The organism is Phyllobacterium sp. TAF24, from assembly GCF_052113785.1.
In the GTDB taxonomy this organism is placed as follows: domain Bacteria; phylum Pseudomonadota; class Alphaproteobacteria; order Rhizobiales; family Rhizobiaceae; genus Phyllobacterium.
In genome coordinates this window covers 109835-133013 of record NZ_JBFRDN010000010.1, presented here as the reverse complement: position 1 = coordinate 133013, position 23179 = coordinate 109835, and the positions used below count along the sequence as shown (strand labels likewise).

Below are 23179 nucleotides of genomic sequence, written 5' to 3'. Positions count from 1 at the left end.
CAAGAAGGAGACCAGCATGCGTGCCCAGGACATTCTACCCGATGATATCAATCTGCTTCACTTCAATGATGTACCCGTGCGCAAAGGCACCGTCGGCGCATTCCTCGCCAACGCCCGGCTCTGGCTCAATCCCAACGCTTCACAGGAAGATCGCGCTATAGCCGAAAAAGACATCATCGAAGCCCTGCCCGCTCTGCAGGCGCTGGGGGTGTTCGAATTCATGTCCATTCGCAACCCGCAGCTTAGCGAACTCGTCGTCACCCATCTCTGATCCATACCTGGATCTCTGATCCATACGGGCGGATTGCCGCCCGTTTTTCCATCATGGAGACCGTCATGCTCATTGATCTCAAGGAATTTCCGCTTGTCTATATGCGTGCCGATCAGGACAGCACCGAAAGTCCTGAAGCGCAGATCAAGGCGCTGTTTGCCCGCGGCGAGCGTTTCGTCATGATTGCCGATCATTCGCCTGAACATCATCAGGAAGAACCGCATGAACAGCGCAAGCAACGCGCGCAGGTTCTCAAGCGGTTCCGCGACCAGCTCAAACGCTGGTGTGCAGGAGCCATCGTCATCGAGAATGGCGGGCCCATATCTAAGCCGATCAAACTGGCGGCACAGGCATTCGGCAATGCTTTTGGCGTTTCCTTTGCCTTTGTCAAAGACGATGACACGGCGCGAAAAATTGCGCGGCGCATCCTCGTGCCGCAGGCTTTTCCGCTTGGCTGAAAAAGAATTCAAAAATTTTCAGGGACGATGTCACATCGGGCTTTCCTATCTCGTCTTGTGTGCAGGCAACTGAATGCCAAACAAGGAGACTGATGATGAAAGCCCGATTGAACCCTTATAACTATCCCGTTATGAAGCCGATGCTTGCCATGGAAGAAACAGTTGTGAAGAGCGGGCTGGAACACAGCCTGATTGAACTCGTCAAGATGCGGGCTTCCCAGATCAACCATTGCGCCTTCTGCATCGACATGCATTCCAAGGATGCAATCAAAAACGGCGAGACCACCCAGCGCCTGTTCCTGCTTGATGCCTGGCGGGAATCGCCGCTTTATAGTGACCGCGAGCGCGCTGCTCTCGGCTGGACCGAAGCCTTGACGCTTGTCGCCCAGACCAATGCACCTGATAGTGACTTTGAGGCTCTCAAGCCGCAGTTCACCGAGGAGGAGATTGTCAAGCTTACCATGCTGATCGTGACCATCAATGCATGGAACCGGATCTCTGTCGGGTTCCGCTCTGTCCATCCGGTAGACAAATCCCGTGTCCCAGCCTGACGCTACGGAAACGTTTAATCGTCTGCGCCCTCGGCTGATCCGCATTGCCTATCGCATGCTCGGGTCAGTCGCGGAGGCTGAGGATATTGTGCAGGAAGGTTTCATTCGCTGGTACCAGGCCGACCGGTCGCAGGTGCGCAGCGAGGAGGCTTTCCTTGTGCGCACCATATCGCGGCTTTGTCTCGATCATCTGAAATCCGCGCGTGTCCGCAGGGAAACCTATGTGGGGAGCTGGCTGCCGGAACCCATTTTCGATCCAAGCGAAGAAGAGGCTGACAGCGACATCACCCTCACCCTGATGATGGCACTGGAGCGCCTCTCGCCGCTGGAACGCGCCGCCTTTCTGCTGCACGATGTTTTCGGTCAGGATTTCAATCAGGTTTCGGAAGCCATTGGCCGCGATCCTGCGACCTGCCGCCAGCTTGCCAGCCGCGCCCGCACCCATGTGCAGACGGCAAAGCCACGCTTTCCAGTCTCGGACGAGCACGGTAAGGACATTGCTTCAGCCTTTTTCAACGCCTCACGCAGCGGCGACACGCAAACCCTGCAGGCGCTGCTTGCCGATGACGTGACGCTCTACACCGATGGCGGCGGCATTCGTCCCTCGGCGATCAACCCCGTTTACACGCTGGACAAGGTTTCACGCTTCTTCGCCGGTGTTTCCCGCCGGGAGGAATATCATCAACCGCCGATTGTGCATCGCGGTTTGATCGATGGCCTACCCGGCTATGTCACGCGTGAGGCCGACGGTCTGCTGCAAACCACGGCGCTTGAAATCGAGGATGGAAAGATCAAGGCAATCTACATCGTCCGCAATCCGGAAAAGCTTGGGCATATCGCATTTGCGAATTGAGGTGGGTTGTCACTGGGAACGCGCATTGATTGCTTGTGATGGGCGCGTATCCGCGGCGAGTAGCTTTTTCTTACGCAGGGCATTGCGATCCTAGAGTCATACGGCATCAACGACCGGTTGCTGTGACCTGACGCGCAAAACAGCGTCCGTCACAACACTGCCCACGAGCAATGAAGCGCCAACATAAAATCCCGGAGAGAGATACTCACGCTCACCAAAGATCATCAGAGCCAGCGCGATCCCATAGACGGCCTCGAGGTTGAGCGAAAGTGTGGCGGTGAAGGCGGACAGTTCTTGAATGCTTTGGACATACAAAGACATCGCGACCGCTGAGCAGACCAGGCCAAGAAAGATGACACCGAAATAATCGACATTCGTCTCAAGAACCAGCCACTGAAACGAGCCACCCGACATAGGGTAGACGGCGAAAACGATCAAGAATGCTCCGAGCATATGCATTTGCGTAACATAGGTATTCGAAATGCCTTCCCGTGTCCGCGACGTCATGACCGAATAAACGGCATCGATCGCGCCAGCCGCCAAACCGATCAAGATGCCAAGCTGGTACTGGCTTTCGAACTTGAACATCGAACCTATACCGATAACCGACACCACGCCGAGCACGATTTGCGATGGCTTAATCGGAACTTTCTCAATGAACGGCTGCAAGACCGCCACGAAGATCGGCGCTGACGAAATGCAAACAAGCGCAATCGACACTGTTGAGACTTTGATCGCCGTGAAAAAACCCCACCAGTGCAGACCAATCATCATGCCCGTCAACACCATGTAAATTTTGTCACGGATCGAGGTCCCCCGCCCCGCATCTGTTATCCGGTTGAAAATGCTTAGCGCAATGGTTGCTATGAACGCCCGGTAGATGACGATCCCGGCAGGCGGGATCGTCATGAGGTTGGACGTGATGCCCGCCGCGCCCCAACTCAGAAGCGCAAAATGAAGACCAGCGTAGTTCCAAAACTTGTTCTTGGACATTGGACACTCGCTCAAATGAAAAGCACGTTATTATCGGAATCCCCCGACAGGGCGCGGTCTTGCGGAAACCTGCATTCACCAAAAGTCCTTGCAGCCACCGCTCAGTACAACTCTTCGGCTGTCAATTCCCGCATATTTCTCGCTCCACAATTATGATCTTGATCAAATCAGATTTAAAAACATCCATGCGCCGCGACCCTGAAATATGTCGGCCACAAAACACGCAGGCATCTAGAATGAACAGGCAATTCATGTTTGTCGATTATCAATTAGTCGTAATATTTATGCCGTAAAAGGCCTGCCTCCCGCCCAGCATTCACCTTGTTCAAAAGATCCTGATTGGCCATTCAGACAGTGAACCGGGCACACGCGGAAACCGACGTGAACGGCGAGACTCCATGATCGGAACACCAACCATGAAATCTCGCGCAAGTGCCATAGTTCAATTGCTCAAAGGAGCAAGCATCACTTTTCGCTGCAGATCCTGACGTATGATGATCGCCGTCTTTTTCATGTGCTCGACTTCGTCAGGAGTGCAATAGCCCTTATCGATAGACATAATGTAGTGGCGGTTGACCCTGATATTCTGACCGTCTTTCTTGTATGTGGAGCGATATTGAATAGGGCCATCGTCAACGGACAGGTCTTTTGGAAGAAACTGGATAGCGACCTCTTTGGGAAGCGTAATGTCATAGGTCTCCGTGAGGTCGCTTGCAGCACAAGCAGTGCCATAATGCGGCTCAGCAAGATCATTGGCAAAACTCGTCATGTCAGCAATCGAATATCCGAGCGCCATAGGCATCTCGATCGGCAAAGCTTCGGGATTGGCAAGATCAAGTCCTGTCTGTTCTGCAGAGAAACCGATATCGATTGGATAGCCGATATCATCACTGGAAGGGTCACCGGCCGTAAACTCACCCTTTCCGTTCAAACCATTGCGCGCCAGCAATTGCTTTATCGCGTCGGAACGCCGGAGGGGGTCCACACTCGCGACAGCGGAACGACGGTCAAATGCAATACTACCATGCGATATTTCGTTCACCTTGCCGTTGATTGATCCATCCAACCCAATGGATACAGTCAAAGACGTCGACATTTTATTATCCGTCGCCGTCATTGCTGGCGTTGTTCTGGTTCCGGTTGACGCATCAACATGCAGGACAGATTTGCCGGCCAGCCAATAGGCCTGCCCACCAAATGGCAGATATTGCGCCGTTGAATCGAGATAAAGATCAAGCGCCGGTACATAATTGATAATGTGGTCGAAATAGTCAGGGATCGCTTCCGGCGTCAGTTTGTACAGCTTTCCTGACGCGATCAAAACACCATGACTATCGATGCCCTTCGCCTTAAGAAGAGCCTCCAGCAGAACAACATGATCCTTGCAGTCTCCATATCTGTTTCGCAGAATATCGCCGGCCACATGAGGAACATACCCGCCCTGAGCCAGATACAATGCGACGTAACGAACATTGCCCCTCACCCAATCATAGAGTATGCGGGTTTGCTCCCGTTGGTCTGAAACTCCCCTCGTCAAATTGTCTGCAAGCGTTTGAATATCCGGCGTTACCGCAACCTTGTCGTTGGCCCGGGCCTGATAAGCGTGGGCAATCGCCTCCCAATTTGCAAATGTCGTGACTGTCACATGCGGACTGTTGATAAAACATCCGTCTTACCGTCATCAAACGCACGAACATCAGGCTGTGCAAAAGTCCAGCTCCACAGCTTGTCGCCATTTGCATCGGTCTCGCGCACCTCTTTCATCGCATTCACGTCACTGCGTAAATTGAGGGATTGCGGTGCTTTGAGCACGAGTTTGTAAGCCAGCACGCGTTCATCGGGACTGAAAGAATCGGAATAGGCAAAGTTTCCAGGAAAATCCGATTCTGTTTGTGTTTTGCGAACACGATAATGAATGGTGTCGCCAACTTCGATGTCGGGGAAAATAATGGATTTCTGCTTGCTTGTGCTGAAGAATGGCATGCCTGTGGCGGCCGGATCTTCCTGCAATCGAATTTGATCCGGCTGCACCTGTACGTGCCGCCCGTCGGCCTTGATCGTCTCAGCCTCTATCACATCGAGAGTTGAGAGTTGATCATTAAAGCGAAACGTCTTTGTCGCCAGCTTGTCCCGTCCGCTTGCATCAAGCAGGCGGCGTTTTGTTTCCCATTCACTGACGAAACGACCATCCGCTTGCACCGTAATCGTATCGAAGGCGGATATGACTTCTTCCTTGACTGCGGGAGTGCTGTCCGCTGCCAAAGCCGATGCGGAAAGCACGGATATGGCCAGCGCCAGAATTGGTATTGATTTTACCATGAATGATCTACCTTGACGCATTTGATGGGCGCTGTGCCCATAAGTAATGCGCTCAACTTATTTGCCCATCGGCAAGACGCCAATTGGTAATCATACCTATACGGTTTGATCTACCGGGCCTGATCATCCCCGGCCCCGACGTCTCACCTGTTCATTACCCCCAAGGATACAAGTCGGTAACGGCGATGTATTACCGGGGTGACGCCAACTCATTTTCAATAATTGCCGACATCTGGGCAAGCGAGAGAGCGCCGACATATTTTTTGCCATTGATGAAGAATGTCGGCGTGCCGGTGATGCCAAACTCTTTGAGCCCACGCTCCCGCCCGGCATTCACCTTGTTCAGAAGGTCCTGATTGGCCAGACAGGCGGTGAATTGCTCCTCTGTGAGACCCGCCAATTTTGATGTCTGCAGCAGATAGCCCTTTATATCGGCGATCTGAAGCCATTGTTCCTGATGACCAAACAGCGTCTCGATAAAGGGATAATAGCGCTCCTTGGTCACGCAGCGCGCCAGCATGAAGATGCCGGTTGAGCGTGACTCCAGCGGGAGTTCCCGGAAGATCAACTTTGCCTTGCCGGTATGTATGTATTTCGCCTTGATCGCCGGCAGAGTGTGCGCTGTAAAATCGGCACAATGTGAACATCCCATCGAGGCATATTCGATGATGGTCACGGGAGCATCGGCCTTCCCCATGACCATATCTTCGAGTGGCCCCGTTTGCATGAGCGTGGCCACGTCGACGCTGCCTACTGGTTCAGGTATTGCCTCGCCAGCGGCCATTGCTGAAAGCGTTGTACAATTCGCTGCGAACGCCATGGCCGCTCCAACAAACATAGCATTCCGCCGATTCAACATTTATGATTCTTTCTCTTTGATAGTCCGGCAAATTGCCGGTGTAGAGTGGCTAACGCAAGTAGACAAAGATCGCAGGAATGTCCAATGCAACTCTACGATCGCGGAATCCGCGCATTATCATTTGGGGTTCAGTTCTCCTTCGACCCATTTATCTTCCAGAAGACACCAGAGGTAGATCAGCAGACCTGCAGCCACAGCCAACAGCCACGGTACGAACGTGTAGCCTGCAAGTTCGAATGTCGGCAGGTTATTTACGGTAACGTTCCACAACGCATGGATTGAGGTCATCGCGGCTAACGTGACGTAGATCCGTCGCGATCTGGCGTAAGCCAAGGACGTGAAGACATGTAACGACGAGACACTGACAACAACAGATATTGTTGTCAGCAAAGCGACGACTGTAGAAGCGCCCAAGCTGAGTGCGTGTTGATGAATCTCAGAGAGATTTAGCAATCCCTCCCCTACTGGAGTGACAAAGTAGGAAGCTATTTTGAATTTCGTATCCCGGAACAATACAACCAAATAGGCTTTTATCAGTTCTTCCACGCCGGCAAGAACGAAAATTAGTATGTGCTCTGACACGAACTCCAATAAACTGACTCCATGAAAAGCAAGAACTGCCGCCGCTCTCCCTTACCAGATCATTCGCCAATATCAGTGCGGACGATTATAAGACCGGTCGCTTGTACGCAGACCCGTTGCGCGACTGGTGTTTTCGCTGGACCTTCCTGAATAGTCGCCCATGGCATTGTATTGGCTGAAATCAGGCGTTCCGTTCGTTTTAAAGGCATTTCCCACTGCAGTTAGTGTCTTGCCGGTCCAAGAGTTCCAAAACCCCGGATTATTGCCAGGATTTTTCGCCGCTTCTAAGGTGTGATCCATTATCGCACCGCCATCCGCTCCCTTACCGACTCCTTTTGCCGTGGCGCTGGACCTCGTACCGCCCGATAATTGTCCTTTGGAATAGCCCGAATCCCGATCGAGATTGCCACCACCGGATACAAATCGAGTTTCTTCCATTGTCAATTCACGCATGTGCATCTCCTGATAAGTCAAAAGTTGGATACGCTTGGCATGGCGATTGACGCCATTCGTACCGGTAACCTAGCTTTGCATATTCAAAGTGCCAATTCGTAGTATTACCTATATAAAACCAGCGGAAAGCATAACGCCGATTGTGCGGTCGCCCACAGAACGGAATCCCCATGCCAGAACTGACGATGTATCAGGTCGATGCCTTTACCTCAGAGCTTTTCCGCGGCAATCCGGCCGCCGTGCTGGTGCTGGAGGACTGGCTGCCTGTAGCAACCATGCAAAACATTGCCAGCGAGAACAATCTGGCTGAAACGGCGTTTGTGCGGCCCAATGGCGGAGGATTTGACCTGCGCTGGTTCACGCCTGTGCATGAGGTGGAGTTCTGCGGTCATGCCACGCTGGCAACATCGCACGTTCTCGTTCATGAACTTGGCACGAAAGGCCAGCTTGTATTCGAAACGCGCGTTGGAACGCTGCGGGTTGACCCCAAAGATACCGGTTATCAGCTTGATTTTCCAAGTTTTCCGCCTGAAACAGTGACAGATATTCCTGCCCCGCTCAGAGCCAATTTTGGTAGTGGGCCAATTGAGGCGTTTCGCAATTTCGAGAATATGTTTGTCGAGTTGGCCAATGAGCAAGCCGTCATCGACTTTATCCCTGACCTAGCGGAAATCGTGAAACTGCAAGGGCAAGGACTTGTTGTGACGGCCAAAGGCGACGAACATGATTTTGTTTCGCGCTACTTTGCGCCTTTCGCCGGGATTCCCGAAGATCCTGTCACCGGCTCCACCCACGCGACACTGGTGCCCTATTGGGCGGAGAAGCTCGCCAAGACAAAGCTGTCAGCCTTCCAGCGCTCCAGCCGCGGCGGACATTTGTTGTGCGAATTGAAAGGCGACCGCGTGCTGATCACAGGTCAGGCGGTCACCTTCATGAAAGCGCAGATTTATCTGCCCTGACCCAATGCTTCGCCGAACAGGATTGGCTCACCTTGCGATGGCGTAACGATTTCGCCGTCCCACATTACCTTGATGCCGCGAATGATCGTACCAACAGGCCAGCCGGTGACAGTCTTGCCGTCATAGGGTGTCCAGCCCGCCTTTGAGCCAACCTGTGCATTGGTGATTGTCTCACGCCGCTTCATGTCGACGATGGTCAGGTCTGCATCATAGCCAACGGCGATGCGACCCTTGCGCGCCATGCCGAACAGGCGGTTGGGGCCATGGGAGCTCAGATCGACAAAGCGCTCGATAGACAGGCGCCCGGCATTGACGTGGTCAAGCATGATCGGCACCAGTGTCTGCACGCCGGTCATCCCCGAGGGTGATGCCGGATAAGGCTTTGATTTTTCTTCCAGCGTGTGCGGCGCGTGGTCGGAGCCGAGCACATCGACGATCCCCTGCCCGATGCCCTTCCAGATGCCATCACGATGTCTGGCATCGCGCACTGGCGGGTTCATCTGCAACAGCGTTCCAAGCGTGGCGTACTGGCTGGCATCCATGGTCAAGTGGTGCGGCGTGGCTTCACAGCTTGCCACATCCCTATGATCAGCCAGAAAATCAATCTCTTCTGCCGTGGAAATATGCAGGACGTGGATGCGCGCGCCCGTTTCCCGGGCGATGCGGACAAGCCGCTGCGTGCATTGAAGCGCGGCGATTTCATCGCGCCAGACCGGATGCGATGATGGATCATTGGCAATGCGGAAACTTTCGCGCTCGCGCAGGCGGAACTCGTCTTCCGAATGGAAGGCAGCGCGGCGGCGCGTGTTGCGCAGGATCGAGGCAACGCCTTCATCATCCTCAACCAGCAGGTCGCCGGTGGATGAACCCATGAACACCTTGATACCGGCAGCGCCGGGCAGACGTTCAAGTTCGGCCACATCTTTGGCATTGTCGCGCGTGCCACCAACCCAGAAGGCAAAATCGCAATGCATGCGGTGATGGCCGCGCCGTACCTTATCCTCAAGTGTATCAGCCGATGTGGTCAGCGGCTTGGTATTGGGCATTTCAAAGACAGCGGTGACGCCGCCAAGAACCGCCGAGCGCGAGCCGCTTTCCAGATCTTCCTTATGCTCAAGACCGGGCTCGCGGAAATGCACCTGACTGTCGACCACACCCGGCAGAATATGCAGGCCCGTCGCATCAATGATCTCTCCGGCGGAAGCACCGCCGAGATTGCCGATGGCAGCAATACGGCCATTGGTGATGCCGATATCGCGCAAGGCCATACCATCCTGATTGACAACCATTCCGCTTCTGAAAATCGTATCGAACGTCTGAGCCATGTGCTTTCCATTCCTGCCTTGCGAACCCTTCACTTGCGGCTTACGTAACGGTGACAGGAAAGGCAAGGGTGAAGCGATGCCATCGGCAAACTTAAGCGGAAGAGTGGTTCTTGATGTTACCGGGGACGATGCAGAAAAATTTCTGCAGAACCTGATTACAACCGATCTCGATGACCTCGACAAGGGCGATCTGAAACCCGGCGCGCTGCTTAGTCCTCAGGGGAAAATCCTGTTTGAGTTTCTTGTCGCCCGCACAGCGGACGGTTTGTTACTCGACACGCTGGAAACCTCTGTCAGCGATTTAACCAAGCGGCTGACCCTCTATAAATTGCGCGCCAAAGTGCAAATTACCGTGCGGCCGGAATCGGTTATCCGGGTTTCATGGGGAAATGAGTCAGGCGCTTCAGAAAATGATTCAAGCGTGCATGACCGCCGCTTTCCCGATGCCCTGAATGTCCGCCGCCACTATGGCACCGAGGCCGCACCCACCGCCGATGAGACACAATGGATGGCGCTGCGCATCGCGCACGGCGTGGCGGAAGCACCCTTCGACTATGCTCTTGGCGATGCTTTCCCGCATGATGTGAATCTGGACCAGATATCGGGCGTTTCCTTCAAGAAGGGCTGTTTCATCGGGCAGGAAGTGGTGTCGCGCATGCAGCATCGCGGCACGGCACGCCGGCGCGTCCTGATCGCATCGGGAAATGCCAATCTGCCCGAAACAGGCACTGCAATAACCGCCAACGGGCGCGATATCGGAACAGTTGGCAGCGTGGTTGGCAATGCCGGGCTGGCGCTCGTGCGCATTGACCGGGTGAAAGATGCTGCGGATGCCGGTACGCCGATCCTGTCAGGAGACACAACGCTGACGCTTGCCATTCCGCCCGAACACCGTTTTACATTTCCGGTGACGACCCAGGAGGCTTAAGCTCAGAATCTATGGTGCGTTGCTGTGGGTTGCATGAGCGTGGTTCGTGGTTCGACAAGCTCACCATGAGGGAGAGTGGGGATGCAACGATAATCGCAAAGATTGCAGAATAAAGCTCCCCTCATCCTGAGCCTGTCGAAGGGCCCTCATGGTGAGCTTGTCGAACCACGAACCACGGAACCATGCACCACCAGCCACCTACCACGCACAAATCAGACCGGGAGAATCCATGCCCAAAGCGGCGACACCTAAAACATCAAGAAATGACATGCGGGCATGGCAGCGGATGTTGTCAGGCCGAAGGTTGGACCTGCTTGATCCCTCGCCGCTCGACATTGAAATCGAAGACATTGCACAAGGGCTTGCGCGTGTTGCCCGCTGGAATGGCCAGACCGTCGGTGATCATGCCTATTCGGTGGCGCAGCATTCTCTGCTGGTTGAGCAGATTTTCGGGATGATCGTCCCGGATGCAACGGTCGAGCACCACCTTGCAGCCCTTCTGCATGATGCGCCTGAATATGTGATCGGTGACATGATTTCACCCTTCAAGGCTGTGGTGGGCGGCGACTACAAGAGCGTGGAGCTGCGTTTGCAGCAGGCCATCCATCTGCGCTTTGCCCTGCCGCCTGCGGTCACGCAAAATCTGCGCAGCCTGATCAAGCGGGCGGATGCCATAGCCGCCTATTTCGAGGCTACCAGGCTTGCGGGTTTTGCCGAGACGGAAGCTGTGCTTTTCTTTGGCCGTCCACGCGGAATCGACCCGCAGGGTCTCGACTTGACCGCCATGGCAACCCAGAATGCGCAGAATGCCTTTTTGCAGCGTTTTGCTGTATTGGAATCACAACGCGCCAGCAGAAGGTGAAGGCCATGCCGCATATCATCGTCACTCCCCTTTCCCGCCTCGCCGAAACGGCGACGCGTTCCGGTGCGCGCGATATGGTGACGCTGATCAATATGGGCACGCCGGTTGAGCGACCGGTTGAAATTGCCGAAGGGCGGCATCTGTTTCTTGGTTTCAACGATATTGTCGAACCGGCAGATGGCATGACGCCACCCGGCATTGATCATGTGCATAGCCTCATTGCATTTGGCCAAAAATGGGATCGCCAGACGCCACTGCTCGTCCACTGCTATGCCGGCATATCGCGCTCCACGGCTGGCGCCTATATTACCGCACTGGCGCTCAACCCTGAGCTTGATGAAACACTTTTGGCGCAAACCCTGCGCAGGAATGCGCCATCAGCCACGCCCAACAGCCGGTTGATTGCACTTGCCGATGATATTCTTGGCCGCAAGGGGCGTATGGTCGATGCTATCAAGGCCATTGGCCGGGGCGAAGAAGCTTTTGAAGGCACGCCTTTTAGCTTACCGCTTGTGGTGATCCAGCCGCGATGACAACAGCTGCGCCCAATGCTGTCGAGATCAATCTGAGTGCTGCCATTGCTGCAGTCGCCGACAATGATCCGCTTATCCTGACGACACCGGCCAGCGATGATGCGCAGCGGGATGAATTGCCGTTTGGCCCATTCAATCCGCTGGCTCACCGCACATTCGAGACCGGCTTGCGCGAATGGGTTGCCGAGCAGACACCCTTGCGGCTTGGCTATGTCGAACAGCTCTACACATTCGGCGACCGCGGCAGGCACAAAACCGCTGAGGATCGCGACCTGCATATCGTTTCTGTCGGCTATCTGGCGCTGACCCGGATCACCGACGAAAACCGGGATGCCTTGCGCAAATCCGGCGCGCGCTGGCGCAGCTGGTATTCGTTCCTGCCATGGGAAGACTGGCGCGGTGGCAAGCCGACCATGATTGATGACACGATCCGTCCAACACTACGCCGATGGGCAGAACCGGGCAATTCCCACGCGCGCATGAGCCGTATCAGGCTGGCCTTTGGCGATGAAGGCATTGTCTGGGATGAAGAGCGGGTGCTGGAGCGTTATGAGTTGCTCTACGAGGCAGGTCTTGTTGGGGAGGCTGTGCGTGACGGGCGCGCCGACCCGCCTGCACTATCGGGCAATCTCGGCCTGCCGATGAGTTTCGACCACCGGCGCATTCTGGCGACAGCGATTTCACGGCTGCGCGCCAAGCTGAAATACCGCCCGGTGGTTTTCGAGCTGATGCCACCAACATTCACACTCACCGCCTTGCAGGAAACCGTCGAAGCCATATCCGGCCGTCACCTGCACAAGCAGAATTTCCGCCGTCTGGTGGAAGGCACCGAACTGGTTGAACCAACAGGCGCTGAACAGACACAGGCACGCGGCAGACCCGCCGCGCTTTACCGTTTCAGGCACAATGTGCTGGAAGAGCGTAGTGTCGCCGGCCTGCGCGTCGGCGGACGGGGATAGGAGATAGGAGATAGAATGACTGACAAGCCAAAACCCACATCCGTGAACGCGGAAGGCATTTTTGAGCCGTTTTCCGTAGAAAACGTGCCTTGGGAAAACTGGTCGGAGAACACCCGCTACGGCTCACGCTCCCGCTATCTATCGGGGTTTGGTGGTGCGAGCCATGTGGGCGTTGCCATGGAAGAGTTGGCGCCGGGCATGGAGTCCACCCTCAACCACTACCATATGCTTGAGGAAGAGCAGGCGCTGATCCTCGCGGGCGAAATGACGCTCAAGCTTGGTGAGAAAACCTATCTCGTAAAAACCGGCGATTATGTCTGCTTCCCGGCAGGCCAGAAGGCCGGGCATTCCTTCTACAATCACAGCGATGCATCCTGCCGCTTCCTCATTATCGGCGAAAAGAACCCGCATGATGTGATCGTCTACCCGGAAACCGGGCGTGTTAGCGTGCGGCTCACAGGCGAAGGTTACGACAAATCAGCGACAATGGAATACTGGCAGGGCGCCGATACGAACAAGAAGAAATAGATTCGGCATATACGACGAATGTCGAATTGACTGGCCTTCTCGCTATTGGCAGACTTCTCAGTAACAGAGGTGTTTAAGGGCATGTCCGAGATGTCGACGAGCATGATTAAAGCTACGAGAATTCAACTTCGTTGTCCGTCACATCCGGGTGCGCTTCTTGATGACATTATTCCGGCGACGGGGAAAACCAAGGCGGAGATTGCCAAGCTTATTGGTATATCCCGACAGCACTTTTATGACATTATCGGGGAGCGTAAACCCGTTTCGCCTGCCGTTGCTGCACGGCTTGGCAAGGCTTTCGGTGATGGGGCAGCTGTGTGGCTTCGCATGCAGGCTGCCTATGATGCTTGGCATGTGGAGCGGGACGTGGATGTCAGCAACATCCCAACGATCCGCGCGGCCTGAAAGCTATTTCAGCATATAAACATGCTCATCGCCGGGGAATGTCCGTGTGCGAACATCGTCGGCATAGGCTTTCACTGCGGCGTCGATGCCGGCGCCGACTGTTCCATATACTTTGACGAATTTGGGCGGTTTTGGATTGTAGCCCAGCATATCCTCCAAAACGAGGATCTGGCCGTCGCATTCCCGCGATCCGCCAATGCCGATGGTTGGAATGGGGATTTCCCGCGAGATTTCTGCCGCAAGCGGCTCGACAATGCCTTCCAGTACCACGGAAAAGGCTCCGGCATCGCTGATAGCTTTCGCATCCGCCTTGATCAATGGCCAGAGGGCCGTATCGCGCCCTTGCGTCTTGAAACCGCCGAGCGTGTTGACGGATTGCGGAGTCAGGCCGATATGCGCCATGACGGGAATGCCACGCTCGGCAAGAAACCGGATCGTCTCGGCCATGCGCACGCCGCCTTCGATCTTCACCGCGCCGCAGCCGGTTTCCTGCATCACTCTCGACGCATTGCGAAACGCCACCGCCGGGCTTTCCTCATAGCTGCCGAAAGGCATGTCCACGACAACCATACCGCGTTTGGACCCGCGCACCACCGCCCGGCCATGGATGATCATCATGTCGAGCGATACGCCAAGGGTGGAATCCATGGCATAGAGCACCATGCCGAGACTATCGCCGACGAGCAGAATATCTGCGTGATTATCAACAATCCGCGCCGTATTGGCATGGTAGGATGTCAGTGCAACGATGGGTTCTCCGCCCTTGCGCGCGCGTATCTCAGGGGCAGTAACCCGGCGAATGATGATTTCCTGGCTCATTGCGTCCCCCGCACTTCTATCCGATAACGCGCTGATCGATCAGCCGCACCTTGCCAAAGCGTACCGTGAGCAGAATGACCACGGGCTGTCTGAATTTACCTGATACTGGATCAAGCGTCTGGGCATCGCGAATATCAACAGCTTCGACCTCGCCCCGCTTCTCGCTCTCCAGCAGCGAGCGAACGGCATTGCGAATGGCTGCAACGGAGCGCTGGCCCCTTACAACCATCTCATCGGCAAGTTCCAGCGATCGCGGCAGGATCACCGCTGCCCTGCGATCTTCCTTCGTCAGCATGGCATTGCGCGACGAGCAGGCGACGCCGTCTTCCTCGCGCACGGTTGCCACCCCGGTAATCACAATCGGCATGTCGAGATCAGCAACCATACGGCGGATGATCGTCAATTGCTGATAGTCCTTCTCGCCGAAGAACGCATGATCAGGCTGCACGATATTGAACAGCTTCGTAACCACCGTACTGACACCACGAAAGTGCCCGGGCCGTATCTTGCCGATCAGAATGCGTGAGAGAACCGGGTTTTCGACAATCATATTGGCACCAGCCCGGTAAACTTCTGCCACCTCTGGCGTAAACACGTAATCGACACCCTCAGCCTTCAGCTTGGCGAGGTCTCCCGCCATGTCTCTGGGGTAGCTCGACAGGTCCTCATTGGGCCCGAACTGCGTCGGATTGACAAAGATCGATACGGCAGTCACGTCGCAAGCGGCGCGCGAATGGCGCACCAGCGTCATATGCCCGATGTGCAGATAACCCATGGTCGGCACAAGACCGATACTCTTGCCCTTCAGCCGTTCGGCTTTCAGGGCAGTTCGCAGTTCGGCGATGGTGGCGATGACTTTCATTTCAGTTCTATATCCAGTCCGATATCCAGCGTTGGCGCTGCCATGGTGATTTTCGAGGTAGAGATGTAATCGACGCCGGTTTCAGCAATGGCCTTGATCGTATCAAGTGAAATATTGCCAGAGGCTTCAAGCTTCGCACGTCCGGCATTGATTTTTACAGCCTTTTCAAGCAGTTCCGGCCCCATATTATCAAGCAGAATCACATCGGCATTGACAGACAGTGCCTCATCAAATTGCACAAGACCATCCACTTCAACCTCGATCTTGACGAGAATTCCCGCATAGGCGCGCGCCGCCAGAATGGCCTTGGCTACGCCGCCCGCAACAGCGATATGATTGTCCTTGATCAGGATCGCATCATCGAGACCGAACCGGTGGTTGATACCACCGCCGCATTTGACCGCATATTTGGCGAAGCCGCGCATACCAGGGATGGTCTTGCGTGTATCGCAGACCCTGGCATTGGTATGGGCGATCAGATCGGCGAACCGCGCCGTATAGGTGGAAATACCGCTCAAATGCATCAGGAAGTTGAGCGCCACCCGTTCCGCGGACAGGATGGCGCGAGCATTGCCTTCGATGATGGCAATCCTGTCTCCCGGTTTGACCCGAGCGCCATCCTTGACCAGAGGGGTAAACACCACCTCGGAATTGACCAATGTGAACGCCTTGCGGGCAAATTCCATTCCGCAGATCGTACCGGCCTCGCGGCTGGACAGAACCGCTCTTGCCGTCGCCTCTTCCGGCAGCGTGGCATTGGTGGTCAGATCACCTGCCCGGCCGAAATCTTCAAGCAAAGCGCCACGCACGGCATCATCAACGAGCAAGCCCGGCAATGAAGGCGGAAAAGCCTTCTGCGCGACAGTGGTTTGCGGGGAAACGTTCATGTCATCTTCCTTCCGACAATGCTCATTATTTCGTTTTCCGGCTACGCCGTAAGGCTAAGTTCCATCATATCGCCGACATAGGCCCGCGCGTCATCGAGGTTCAGGAACGTGCGATGCTGCCATTCCCCACGCTTTTTCGGGAAATCGGTGCGGAAATGGCCGCCACGGCTTTCCTCACGCCGCAACGCACTGACGGCCACCAGCTTGGCGGTGGCAAGCACATTGCGGAAGGCCGGGTCGCGATTGTTCTTTTCCAATGTCAGAATGGCTTTCAATCCGGCAACCATGTCCTCGCGATTGCGGATAACACCGAAACTGGCACTCATGGTCTTGCGCAGCGCCGCCATGGCCGGAGTGTCACCTTCCGATTGCAGATCATCCCGGTCGACGGAACCAGCAGCCCAATTATCGACTGGTTTCGCGCCATCCTTGCCGATTCTGGCGGCGATACGGGCGGAGAACACCACCGCTTCCAGCAGCGAATTGGATGCAAGCCGGTTTGCACCATGGGCACCGGTTGATGTGCATTCACCGCAAGCCCACAGGCCATCAATCGAGGTGCGCCCTTCTGCGTCGGTCAGAATACCACCCATGAAGTAATGTGCTGCGGGAACGACGGGAATAGGCTGCGTGACCGGGTCAATTCCTGCATCGCGGCAATAGCGATAAACAGTCGGGAATTCATCGGGGAAAGTCGCACCAACAGCCGTTGTGCAATCGAGCCAGGCGCCTCGCCCTGCCATCACCTCGGCATAGATACCGCGCGCCACCACATCGCGCGGCGCAAGCTCACCTTCGGGGTCGATTTTCAGCATGAAGCGCTCACCGTCGCGGTTGATCAGCGTTGCGCCATGGCCGCGCAGGGCTTCGGTTGCCAGTGGCGCCGGGTCCTTGTGTACATCGAGTGCCGTCGGATGAAACTGCACGAATTCCATATCCGCCATCATGGCTCCAGCGCGGGCCGCCATGCCAATGCCCTCGCCGCGCGCCTCGGATGGATTGGTGGTGACCGCATAGAGATGGCCGATACCGCCGGTAGCAATAACCACAGAGTGGGAAGCAAGCTGCACTTTCTCGCCCCGTCCCGCATCGGCACGGGCAATCACACCCGTCACAGCGCCCTTTTCCGTGGTGATGTCTTCAACCACATAGCCTTCCATCACGCGGATAGACGGAGTGTTTTCGACGGTGTGCACCAGCGCCTGCATGATGGCACGACCCGCCATATCACCGCGCACGCGGACAATTCGGCTTTCGGAATGGGCAGCTTCGCGCGATACCTGAAGCTTCCCCTGCAGATCACGATCAAACGGCACGCCATAACCGAGCAGATCATGCACGCGGGCTGCGGCTTCCGTTGCCATCAACCGGGCAATGTTCTCGTCAACAATGCCATCACCCGCCGCAACCGTATCGGCAACGTGTTTTTCGATCGTATCACCTTCGGAGACAGCAGCGGCAATGCCTGCCTGTGCCCAGGCGGATGAAGCCCCCCGGCCTATCGGTGCTGCAGCCAGAATAGTGACGGGACGCGGCGCCAGTTTCAGCGCGCAGAAGAGGCCGGCCAAGCCGCCGCCGATTATGATGACAGGTTCAACCTGCGTCGAAGCATCGGAAAATAGTGCACTCATCGGATATTACCCCCTGTTGCCCAGCCGGGCAGTTGGGTTGAAGGCCAGATAAAATTTGCTCTAATTCTTCAGGTTCACCATGCGCTCCACGGCAAGGCGGGCGCGTTCTCCAACCAGCGGATCAACGTGAATCTCCTCGCGCATATAGAGCAGGCTCTCAAGGATGTTCGGCAACGTGATGCGCTTCATGTGCGGGCACAGGTTGCACGGCTTGATGAACTTCACATCAGGCACTTCGGACTCGATGTTCGACGCCATCGAGCATTCGGTGACGAGAAGTACCTTTGCCGGACGCCGGTCTTTCACATAGTTGATCATGCCGCTGGTCGAGCCGGTATAATCGGCAATGGCAACGACCTCTGGCGGGCATTCCGGATGCGCAATGATCTGAATATCAGGATCAGCCGCCCGGTAGGCGAGAAGCTCATCGGCGGTGAAACGCTCATGAACTTCGCAATGGCCCTTCCAGGTCAGGATTTTGACGTCGGTCTGCGCCGCAACGTTCTGGGCCAGGAACTCATCGGGAATGCACAGGACACGGTCGACGCCAAAGCTCTCGACCACCTGAACCGCATTGGCCGATGTGCAGCAGATATCGCTTTCCGCCTTCACTTCCGCTGACGTGTTGACATAGGTGACAATCGGCACGCCGGGATAGGTTTCCCGCAGCAGGCGCACATCAGCACCTGTAATGGATTCAGCCAGCGAGCAACCTGCCCGCATATCTGGAATGAGCACGGTTTTCTGCGGATTGAGCAGCTTTGACGTTTCCGCCATGAAGTGCACACCACACTGGACGATAATCTCGGCGTCGACGCGCGTTGCTTCGCGGGCCAATTGCAGCGAGTCGCCAACAATATCGGCCACACAGTGGAATATCTCCGGCGTCTGGTAATTATGCGCAAGAATGACGGCATTGCGCTGCTTCTTCACCCGGTTGATCGCAGCCACATAGGGCGCATAAACGGGCCATTCGATCCGGGGAATATGATGGGCAACACGCTGATAGAGGTGTTCGGTTTCTTCAGCCACATCAGGGGTGAAAGACAGATCAGGCATTTTGAGAACGCCAAAACGTTCCGCTGCGGATGGGCCTGAGATACGGCCGTTCGGGTTGCGAGCAATGCTGGTCATCGTCATTTCCTCCTAAGGCAACCTCCTCCGGTTGCCTGCTGCCGATCATTTATACTCAATATGAGCATATTTCTGATCAAAAGAAAAACGGCAAGGCCGTCGGGCAATACATAGGCCAATATTCCGATGGCTTCAAGAGGCATATTTTCAACAATCGGCTAAAGATTGCCTTGGCGGTGGCCGCGCCGAAAACATTCCGGCGCGCAATTTTTCCTGTCACATAAAGCTCGAAGCTTGATCACACTTTCTGGCTCAGGACTATTTCCTTGATTGATTTCACACGGTTATGCGCCGTTGTAACCGCCCCGGTGGCGATAATAATCGCGGGCTTGCCTGTCACGTTTGGCCGGGCTGTCGCCGCCCAGACGCGGTGAGCAATTGTCAAAAACTTTCGCATCAAAATCTGACGGCCTGTCGCAAAAAACCAAAGGACTGACACGGCCCGAATTGGCACATCCGGCTAAGGTGACAGTGCTCAAAGCCAGAAGTGGTAATAGAAATCGCATAAGGTAAATCCTTCATTTCTGCATTGGCAGGCTTGCGGAAAGCGCACTATTCATCAAATACGCTGAAGTGCCAGTTCACATCTATTCAATTGATTGCGACCTTAAATAGGGTAATCCTCTTGCGCATATAAGGGGGAGAGATCATGGCCGCGATTCAATCGAGCACCGAGAAGCCATCTGGTATTCCCTGGCTGATCATCATCGCCGGTTCGCTCATTGCCGTCATGACCTTTGGCCCGCGTTCAGCCATGGGCCTTTTCCAGTTGCCGCTTCTGCAGGACAAGGGCTGGGACCGCACCACCTTCAGCATGGCTATTGCCTTGCAAAACCTCTTCTGGGGTATCGGCCAGCCATTCTTTGGCGCCATCGCTGACAAATACGGCACATGGCGCGTTTTGCTGATGTCGGCGATTCTCTATGCATCTGGTCTTGTGCTGATGGCATGGTCGACCACGCCCGGAATGCTCTATATCGGGGGCGGCCTGCTTGTCGGTCTTGGTATTGCCTCCGGGTCGTTCGGAACAATCCTGTCCGCGTTTGCGCGCAATGTCTCGGCAGAAAAACGCACTTTCGTTTTCGGCATCGGCACAGCAGCGGGTTCTGCCGGAATGTTCGTGTTTTCGCCTGTCAGCCTTGAATTGATCGAGCATTATGGCTGGTCGGATGCACTGGTTTATCTCGGTATAGCCATGGCAATCGTGCCGCTTCTCGCCATTCCACTCCGGGGCAACTCCTCCAGTGGCCGGATCAGTGAAGCGCAATATAAACAGTCCATGGGTGAAGCCTTGCGCGAGGCACTGGGACACAGAAGCTATGTGTTGCTGACAACGGGCTTTTTCGTTTGCGGCTTTCAGCTTGCCTTCATCACCGCGCATTTCCCGGCTTATCTCAATGATATCGGTATTGATGCCAAATATGCGGTGCTGGCGCTGGCGCTTATCGGCTTTTTCAATGTGATCGGATCGCTGGCCTCCGGTGTCATCAGCCAGCGTTATTCCAAGCCAAAATTTCTTGCTTATCTCTACATTGGCCGTTCGGTGCTGGTTGCAGCATTCCTGCTGCTGCCACAAACTGGCGCGTCGGTGGTCGTTTTCGCAATTGTCATGGGACTGATGTGGCTTTCAACGGTACCGCCGACAAATGCCCTTGTTGCGATCATGTTCGGCACGCGCTACCTCGCCATGCTTGGCGGCATCGTGTTCTTCTCGCATCAGGTCGGTTCATTCCTCGGCGTCTGGCTTGGCGGTTATCTCTACGACCATTTGGGCAGCTACAACCCCGTCTGGTGGCTGAGCGTTGTGCTTGGCATTTTAGCCGCTGTCGTGCATTGGCCGATTGAAGAGCGGCAGGCGGATCGCCCTGCCCTGCAACCGGCCGAATAGTCTTCAGGGCTGGAGACGCTTGCGGATGGGCTCGAATTCCGGCGTTGCCTTGCGCTTCACCGGATCAGGCTCATTGGCGTCGATAGCGTCCCAGTACTTCCAATTGACTTTTTCCGAACCAAGCTCGTAGTCCATGCCGTCCCAGCTATCCTCGCGAAAACTGTAAAAAGCCCAATGCAGCTTGTTGCTGTCAAGCGCAGTCAGCACGTCCTCCAGATAGGGCTTGCAGCCGGGAAGCTGGCGCATACAGCCATATTCACCCGCCACCATACGGTTCAGCGGCACGCCATGAGCTTTCGCCCAATCCACAGGCTTGGCAAGATATTCGGTCACTTTCTGCGCATTCCACATAACCTTCGATCCCGCATAGGGAACTTCGCCGGGATAGGCATAGGGCTTCTTGCGCTTGATATTGGGAGCACTGGTCGCTTCATAGGGTTCATACATGTGAAAGCTGTAGATGACCTTCTGGTCGTCAAGCGGTTTTGGCCAATAGCTGAACGCATCGGCTGCCGCATACCATCCGGCATCGGCCATGATGGGCGTTACCGGATCGACCTTCCTGATCTCGGCAATCACCATGTTGTAGAAGGCAATCAGATCGCGGGAGCCGCCCTTTTGCTTGGCATACCAGGCTTGCATATCCGCGGCTGAGGCATGTTCGGCAACGCCGCCCATCTTTTCCGGTGCGGGCTCGTTGATCAGATTATAGGCGGCAATACCGGGGTGATCCTTCAGCGCAGCGGCAAGGTCGTGCCAGAACTGCGCGGCCTCCTGCCACTTTGCCTTGTCCTGCCAAAGCCGGTCATCAAACTTGCCATTGTTGTTCTGGGCCCAGCGCATGGCCGGAAGCGACAGCGGCGTGATGACCACTTTGAGACCCGCCTTGTCAGCCCGATCCAGCGTGGCTTTGAGCGTGGCGAGATCGGAGGCCGGAATGCCATCATAATGATCGGCATCGCCAATCAGAAAATCGCGCTTGGCCGGTTTCCACTTGTCGTAGGACAGCCGCACCCAGCTTGCGCCATAATCTTTCAGCGCATCAAAATAGGCCCGATCAGGTGGCAGCCGGTTGAAACTGTTGCCGCCATGCTGCGGCTTATCCCAGAAACTGATGAGATCGGCCGCATTGGCAGCACAGGTCATGGTCAAAGACAGAAACAGGGTCGTCGCAATACGCATGGGAACTCTTTCGGATCAGTATGTTCAGACCAATTGCTGGAGCACTGCGGCGAGAATGGGTTCCGTTTGGCGCGTATCTATGGCTATCAACAGAAACCGCCGCCTGACGAAGCAAGCGGCGGAAATTTCAGTTCCGGCGATAGAAATATCAACCGCGTAAAACAGCCTCGATCTTGTCGAGCGCCTCGGCCTTGCCGATACCGGTCAAAAACGCGAGCGTCGTGATAACCGGTTTGCCAAGGTCCTTCGGCAATTGCGCCGTAGAGACAACAAGATCAACATCATCGATCTGCCGGGCCACCTCGGCCACCTTGCATTGCCGCGCGTTGAAACTGATGCCGCGTTCCTTCAATGCATCTGCCACCGCATGGGCGACGACGGTTGATGTGGCGATACCGGTCCCACAGGCGAAAAGTACAGTCTTTTGTTTGGTCATTGGTCCCTCTTCATCCCGAATAGCCTAAGCCAGCAGCCGGGCTACATCCTCTACCGTGTTGGATTGCATCAAGGCGGTGATCGTATCGGCAGACTGTATGGTCATGGCGATCTCCTGCAGCATTTCGATCTGCTGATCCTTATCACTGAGCGCCATGAGAAAAACCACACTGACCTGCAGCTTTTCATCCGGATCTTCCATGTTGGAAAAAGCCACCGGCTTGCACAATGTCGCCATGGCGAGGCCGGGTTTCAGCACATGTTCGGGGTCCGTATGCGGAATGGCCACATTGTTGTCTGAACCCAGCGGCAGGCCTGTCGGCAGTTCCGCCTCACGGGCAAGCACCGCCTCGGCAAAGCTTGGTTTGACATAGCCCAGACTGTGCAAACGATCGGAAAGTATCCGGATAATCTCCCGATCATTTCCGGCCTCGACCCCAAGGATAATTGCCCCCGGATCGAGATAGTTCATCAAGGCTTTCGCCATTCAATTCACTCCAGTA

The 23179-nt window shown here is 55.4% G+C and carries 28 protein-coding genes; 12 read left to right on the top strand and 16 right to left on the bottom strand.

The window, feature by feature from the left end; genetic code table 11:
* The first annotated feature begins 16 nt into the window (after positions 1-16).
* From AB4Y96_RS11285 to AB4Y96_RS11270, 4 genes are all read left to right on the top strand, one after another.
* On the top strand, positions 17-271 hold the full coding sequence (locus tag AB4Y96_RS11285) for a hypothetical protein (protein ID WP_091880388.1): 255 nt from the start codon (positions 17-19) through the stop codon (positions 269-271).
* Positions 272-336: 65 nt separating this feature from the next.
* On the top strand, positions 337-729 hold the full coding sequence (locus AB4Y96_RS11280) for a hypothetical protein (RefSeq protein WP_091880389.1): 393 nt from the start codon (positions 337-339) through the stop codon (positions 727-729).
* Between the two features lie 95 nt (positions 730-824).
* The gene (locus AB4Y96_RS11275; protein WP_091880391.1) at positions 825-1280 is read left to right on the top strand and encodes a carboxymuconolactone decarboxylase family protein; all 456 of its coding nucleotides are present in this window, start codon (positions 825-827) and stop codon (positions 1278-1280) included.
* Positions 1267-2133: a sigma-70 family RNA polymerase sigma factor gene (locus AB4Y96_RS11270; RefSeq protein WP_441917384.1), complete on the top strand. Its 867-nt coding sequence runs from the start codon at positions 1267-1269 to the stop codon at positions 2131-2133. Before AB4Y96_RS11275 ends, AB4Y96_RS11270 begins: the two co-directional genes overlap by 14 nt.
* Before the next feature lie 96 nt (positions 2134-2229).
* On the opposite strand, the gene AB4Y96_RS11265 is transcribed toward AB4Y96_RS11270, so the two are convergent.
* The 6 genes from AB4Y96_RS11265 to AB4Y96_RS11240 form a co-directional block, all read right to left on the bottom strand.
* Positions 2230-3126 carry a DMT family transporter gene (locus tag AB4Y96_RS11265; protein WP_441917382.1) on the bottom strand — a complete coding sequence of 299 codons (897 nt, stop codon included), beginning with the start codon at positions 3124-3126 and terminating at the stop codon, positions 2230-2232.
* A 442-nt stretch (positions 3127-3568) separates the two neighbouring features.
* Positions 3569-4771 (bottom strand): transglutaminase-like domain-containing protein, encoded by a 1203-nt coding sequence (locus tag AB4Y96_RS11260; RefSeq protein ID WP_441917380.1) that lies wholly within the window; start codon positions 4769-4771, stop codon positions 3569-3571.
* A complete protein-coding gene (locus AB4Y96_RS11255; RefSeq protein ID WP_441917378.1) occupies positions 4768-5445 on the bottom strand; it encodes a DUF3857 domain-containing protein in 678 nt (225 codons plus the stop codon). Before AB4Y96_RS11255 ends, AB4Y96_RS11260 begins: the two co-directional genes overlap by 4 nt.
* A 190-nt stretch (positions 5446-5635) precedes the next feature.
* Positions 5636-6304 (bottom strand): DsbA family protein, encoded by a 669-nt coding sequence (locus tag AB4Y96_RS11250; protein WP_441917376.1) that lies wholly within the window; start codon positions 6302-6304, stop codon positions 5636-5638.
* A 117-nt stretch (positions 6305-6421) separates the two neighbouring features.
* Positions 6422-6886 carry a hypothetical protein gene (locus AB4Y96_RS11245; protein ID WP_441917375.1) on the bottom strand — a complete coding sequence of 155 codons (465 nt, stop codon included), beginning with the start codon at positions 6884-6886 and terminating at the stop codon, positions 6422-6424.
* A gap of 72 nt (positions 6887-6958) precedes the next feature.
* Positions 6959-7339, bottom strand: coding sequence for a hypothetical protein (locus tag AB4Y96_RS11240; protein WP_441917373.1), 381 nt, complete (start codon positions 7337-7339; stop codon positions 6959-6961).
* A gap of 170 nt (positions 7340-7509) precedes the next feature.
* Between AB4Y96_RS11240 and AB4Y96_RS11235 the strand changes: the two genes are divergently transcribed.
* Positions 7510-8298 carry a PhzF family phenazine biosynthesis protein gene (locus AB4Y96_RS11235; protein ID WP_441917372.1) on the top strand — a complete coding sequence of 263 codons (789 nt, stop codon included), beginning with the start codon at positions 7510-7512 and terminating at the stop codon, positions 8296-8298.
* Here AB4Y96_RS11235 and AB4Y96_RS11230 read toward each other — a convergent pair.
* Positions 8286-9623, bottom strand: a complete 1338-nt coding sequence (locus AB4Y96_RS11230; protein ID WP_441917371.1) for a dihydroorotase — start codon at positions 9621-9623, stop codon at positions 8286-8288. The genes AB4Y96_RS11235 and AB4Y96_RS11230 overlap by 13 nt on opposite strands.
* A 76-nt stretch (positions 9624-9699) precedes the next feature.
* Here AB4Y96_RS11230 and ygfZ point away from each other — a divergent pair, with 76 nt between their 5' ends.
* The 6 genes from ygfZ (at position 9700) to AB4Y96_RS11200 (ending at position 13838) form a co-directional block, all read left to right on the top strand.
* Positions 9700-10551, top strand: a complete 852-nt coding sequence (gene ygfZ, locus AB4Y96_RS11225) for a CAF17-like 4Fe-4S cluster assembly/insertion protein YgfZ (protein ID WP_441917369.1) — start codon at positions 9700-9702, stop codon at positions 10549-10551.
* Between the two features lie 229 nt (positions 10552-10780).
* Entirely contained in the window at positions 10781-11413 is a 633-nt protein-coding gene (locus AB4Y96_RS11220; RefSeq protein WP_441917367.1) for a YfbR-like 5'-deoxynucleotidase, read from the top strand.
* Positions 11414-11418: 5 nt separating this feature from the next.
* A complete protein-coding gene (locus AB4Y96_RS11215; protein ID WP_441917365.1) occupies positions 11419-11946 on the top strand; it encodes a tyrosine phosphatase family protein in 528 nt (175 codons plus the stop codon).
* Positions 11943-12905, top strand: coding sequence for an NUDIX hydrolase (locus tag AB4Y96_RS11210; protein WP_441917363.1), 963 nt, complete (start codon positions 11943-11945; stop codon positions 12903-12905). Before AB4Y96_RS11215 ends, AB4Y96_RS11210 begins: the two co-directional genes overlap by 4 nt.
* 15 nt (positions 12906-12920) lie before the next feature.
* On the top strand, positions 12921-13433 hold the full coding sequence (locus tag AB4Y96_RS11205) for a cupin domain-containing protein (protein ID WP_441917361.1): 513 nt from the start codon (positions 12921-12923) through the stop codon (positions 13431-13433).
* Between the two features lie 81 nt (positions 13434-13514).
* Positions 13515-13838: a HigA family addiction module antitoxin gene (locus AB4Y96_RS11200; protein WP_441917359.1), complete on the top strand. Its 324-nt coding sequence runs from the start codon at positions 13515-13517 to the stop codon at positions 13836-13838.
* A gap of 3 nt (positions 13839-13841) precedes the next feature.
* Here AB4Y96_RS11200 and panB read toward each other — a convergent pair whose 3' ends face one another.
* The 6 genes from panB to AB4Y96_RS11170 form a co-directional block, all read right to left on the bottom strand.
* The gene (gene panB, locus AB4Y96_RS11195; RefSeq protein ID WP_441917357.1) at positions 13842-14657 is read right to left on the bottom strand and encodes a 3-methyl-2-oxobutanoate hydroxymethyltransferase; all 816 of its coding nucleotides are present in this window, start codon (positions 14655-14657) and stop codon (positions 13842-13844) included.
* Between the two features lie 16 nt (positions 14658-14673).
* Positions 14674-15519, bottom strand: coding sequence for a pantoate--beta-alanine ligase (gene panC / locus AB4Y96_RS11190; RefSeq protein WP_441917355.1), 846 nt, complete (start codon positions 15517-15519; stop codon positions 14674-14676).
* A complete protein-coding gene (nadC, locus tag AB4Y96_RS11185) occupies positions 15516-16406 on the bottom strand; it encodes a carboxylating nicotinate-nucleotide diphosphorylase (RefSeq protein WP_441917353.1) in 891 nt (296 codons plus the stop codon). Before nadC ends, panC begins: the two co-directional genes overlap by 4 nt.
* 41 nt (positions 16407-16447) lie before the next feature.
* Positions 16448-18037 carry an L-aspartate oxidase gene (locus AB4Y96_RS11180; protein ID WP_441917351.1) on the bottom strand — a complete coding sequence of 530 codons (1590 nt, stop codon included), beginning with the start codon at positions 18035-18037 and terminating at the stop codon, positions 16448-16450.
* Between the two features lie 60 nt (positions 18038-18097).
* Positions 18098-19171, bottom strand: a complete 1074-nt coding sequence (gene nadA / locus AB4Y96_RS11175; protein ID WP_441917349.1) for a quinolinate synthase NadA — start codon at positions 19169-19171, stop codon at positions 18098-18100.
* Between the two features lie 284 nt (positions 19172-19455).
* Positions 19456-19677 carry a hypothetical protein gene (locus AB4Y96_RS11170; RefSeq protein WP_441917347.1) on the bottom strand — a complete coding sequence of 74 codons (222 nt, stop codon included), beginning with the start codon at positions 19675-19677 and terminating at the stop codon, positions 19456-19458.
* A 143-nt stretch (positions 19678-19820) separates the two neighbouring features.
* On the opposite strand from AB4Y96_RS11170, the gene AB4Y96_RS11165 reads away from it, so the two are divergent.
* Positions 19821-21059 carry an MFS transporter gene (locus tag AB4Y96_RS11165; protein WP_441917346.1) on the top strand — a complete coding sequence of 413 codons (1239 nt, stop codon included), beginning with the start codon at positions 19821-19823 and terminating at the stop codon, positions 21057-21059.
* Between the two features lie 3 nt (positions 21060-21062).
* Here the strand turns inward: AB4Y96_RS11165 and AB4Y96_RS11160 are convergent, their stop codons facing one another.
* The 3 genes from AB4Y96_RS11160 to AB4Y96_RS11150 form a co-directional block, all read right to left on the bottom strand.
* Positions 21063-22241, bottom strand: coding sequence for a glycoside hydrolase family 5 protein (locus tag AB4Y96_RS11160; protein ID WP_441917344.1), 1179 nt, complete (start codon positions 22239-22241; stop codon positions 21063-21065).
* A 148-nt stretch (positions 22242-22389) separates the two neighbouring features.
* A complete protein-coding gene (locus AB4Y96_RS11155) occupies positions 22390-22677 on the bottom strand; it encodes a PTS sugar transporter subunit IIB (RefSeq protein WP_441917342.1) in 288 nt (95 codons plus the stop codon).
* Positions 22678-22701: 24 nt separating this feature from the next.
* Positions 22702-23163 (bottom strand): PTS sugar transporter subunit IIA, encoded by a 462-nt coding sequence (locus tag AB4Y96_RS11150; RefSeq protein WP_441917341.1) that lies wholly within the window; start codon positions 23161-23163, stop codon positions 22702-22704.
* Between the last annotated feature and the right edge of the window lie 16 nt (positions 23164-23179).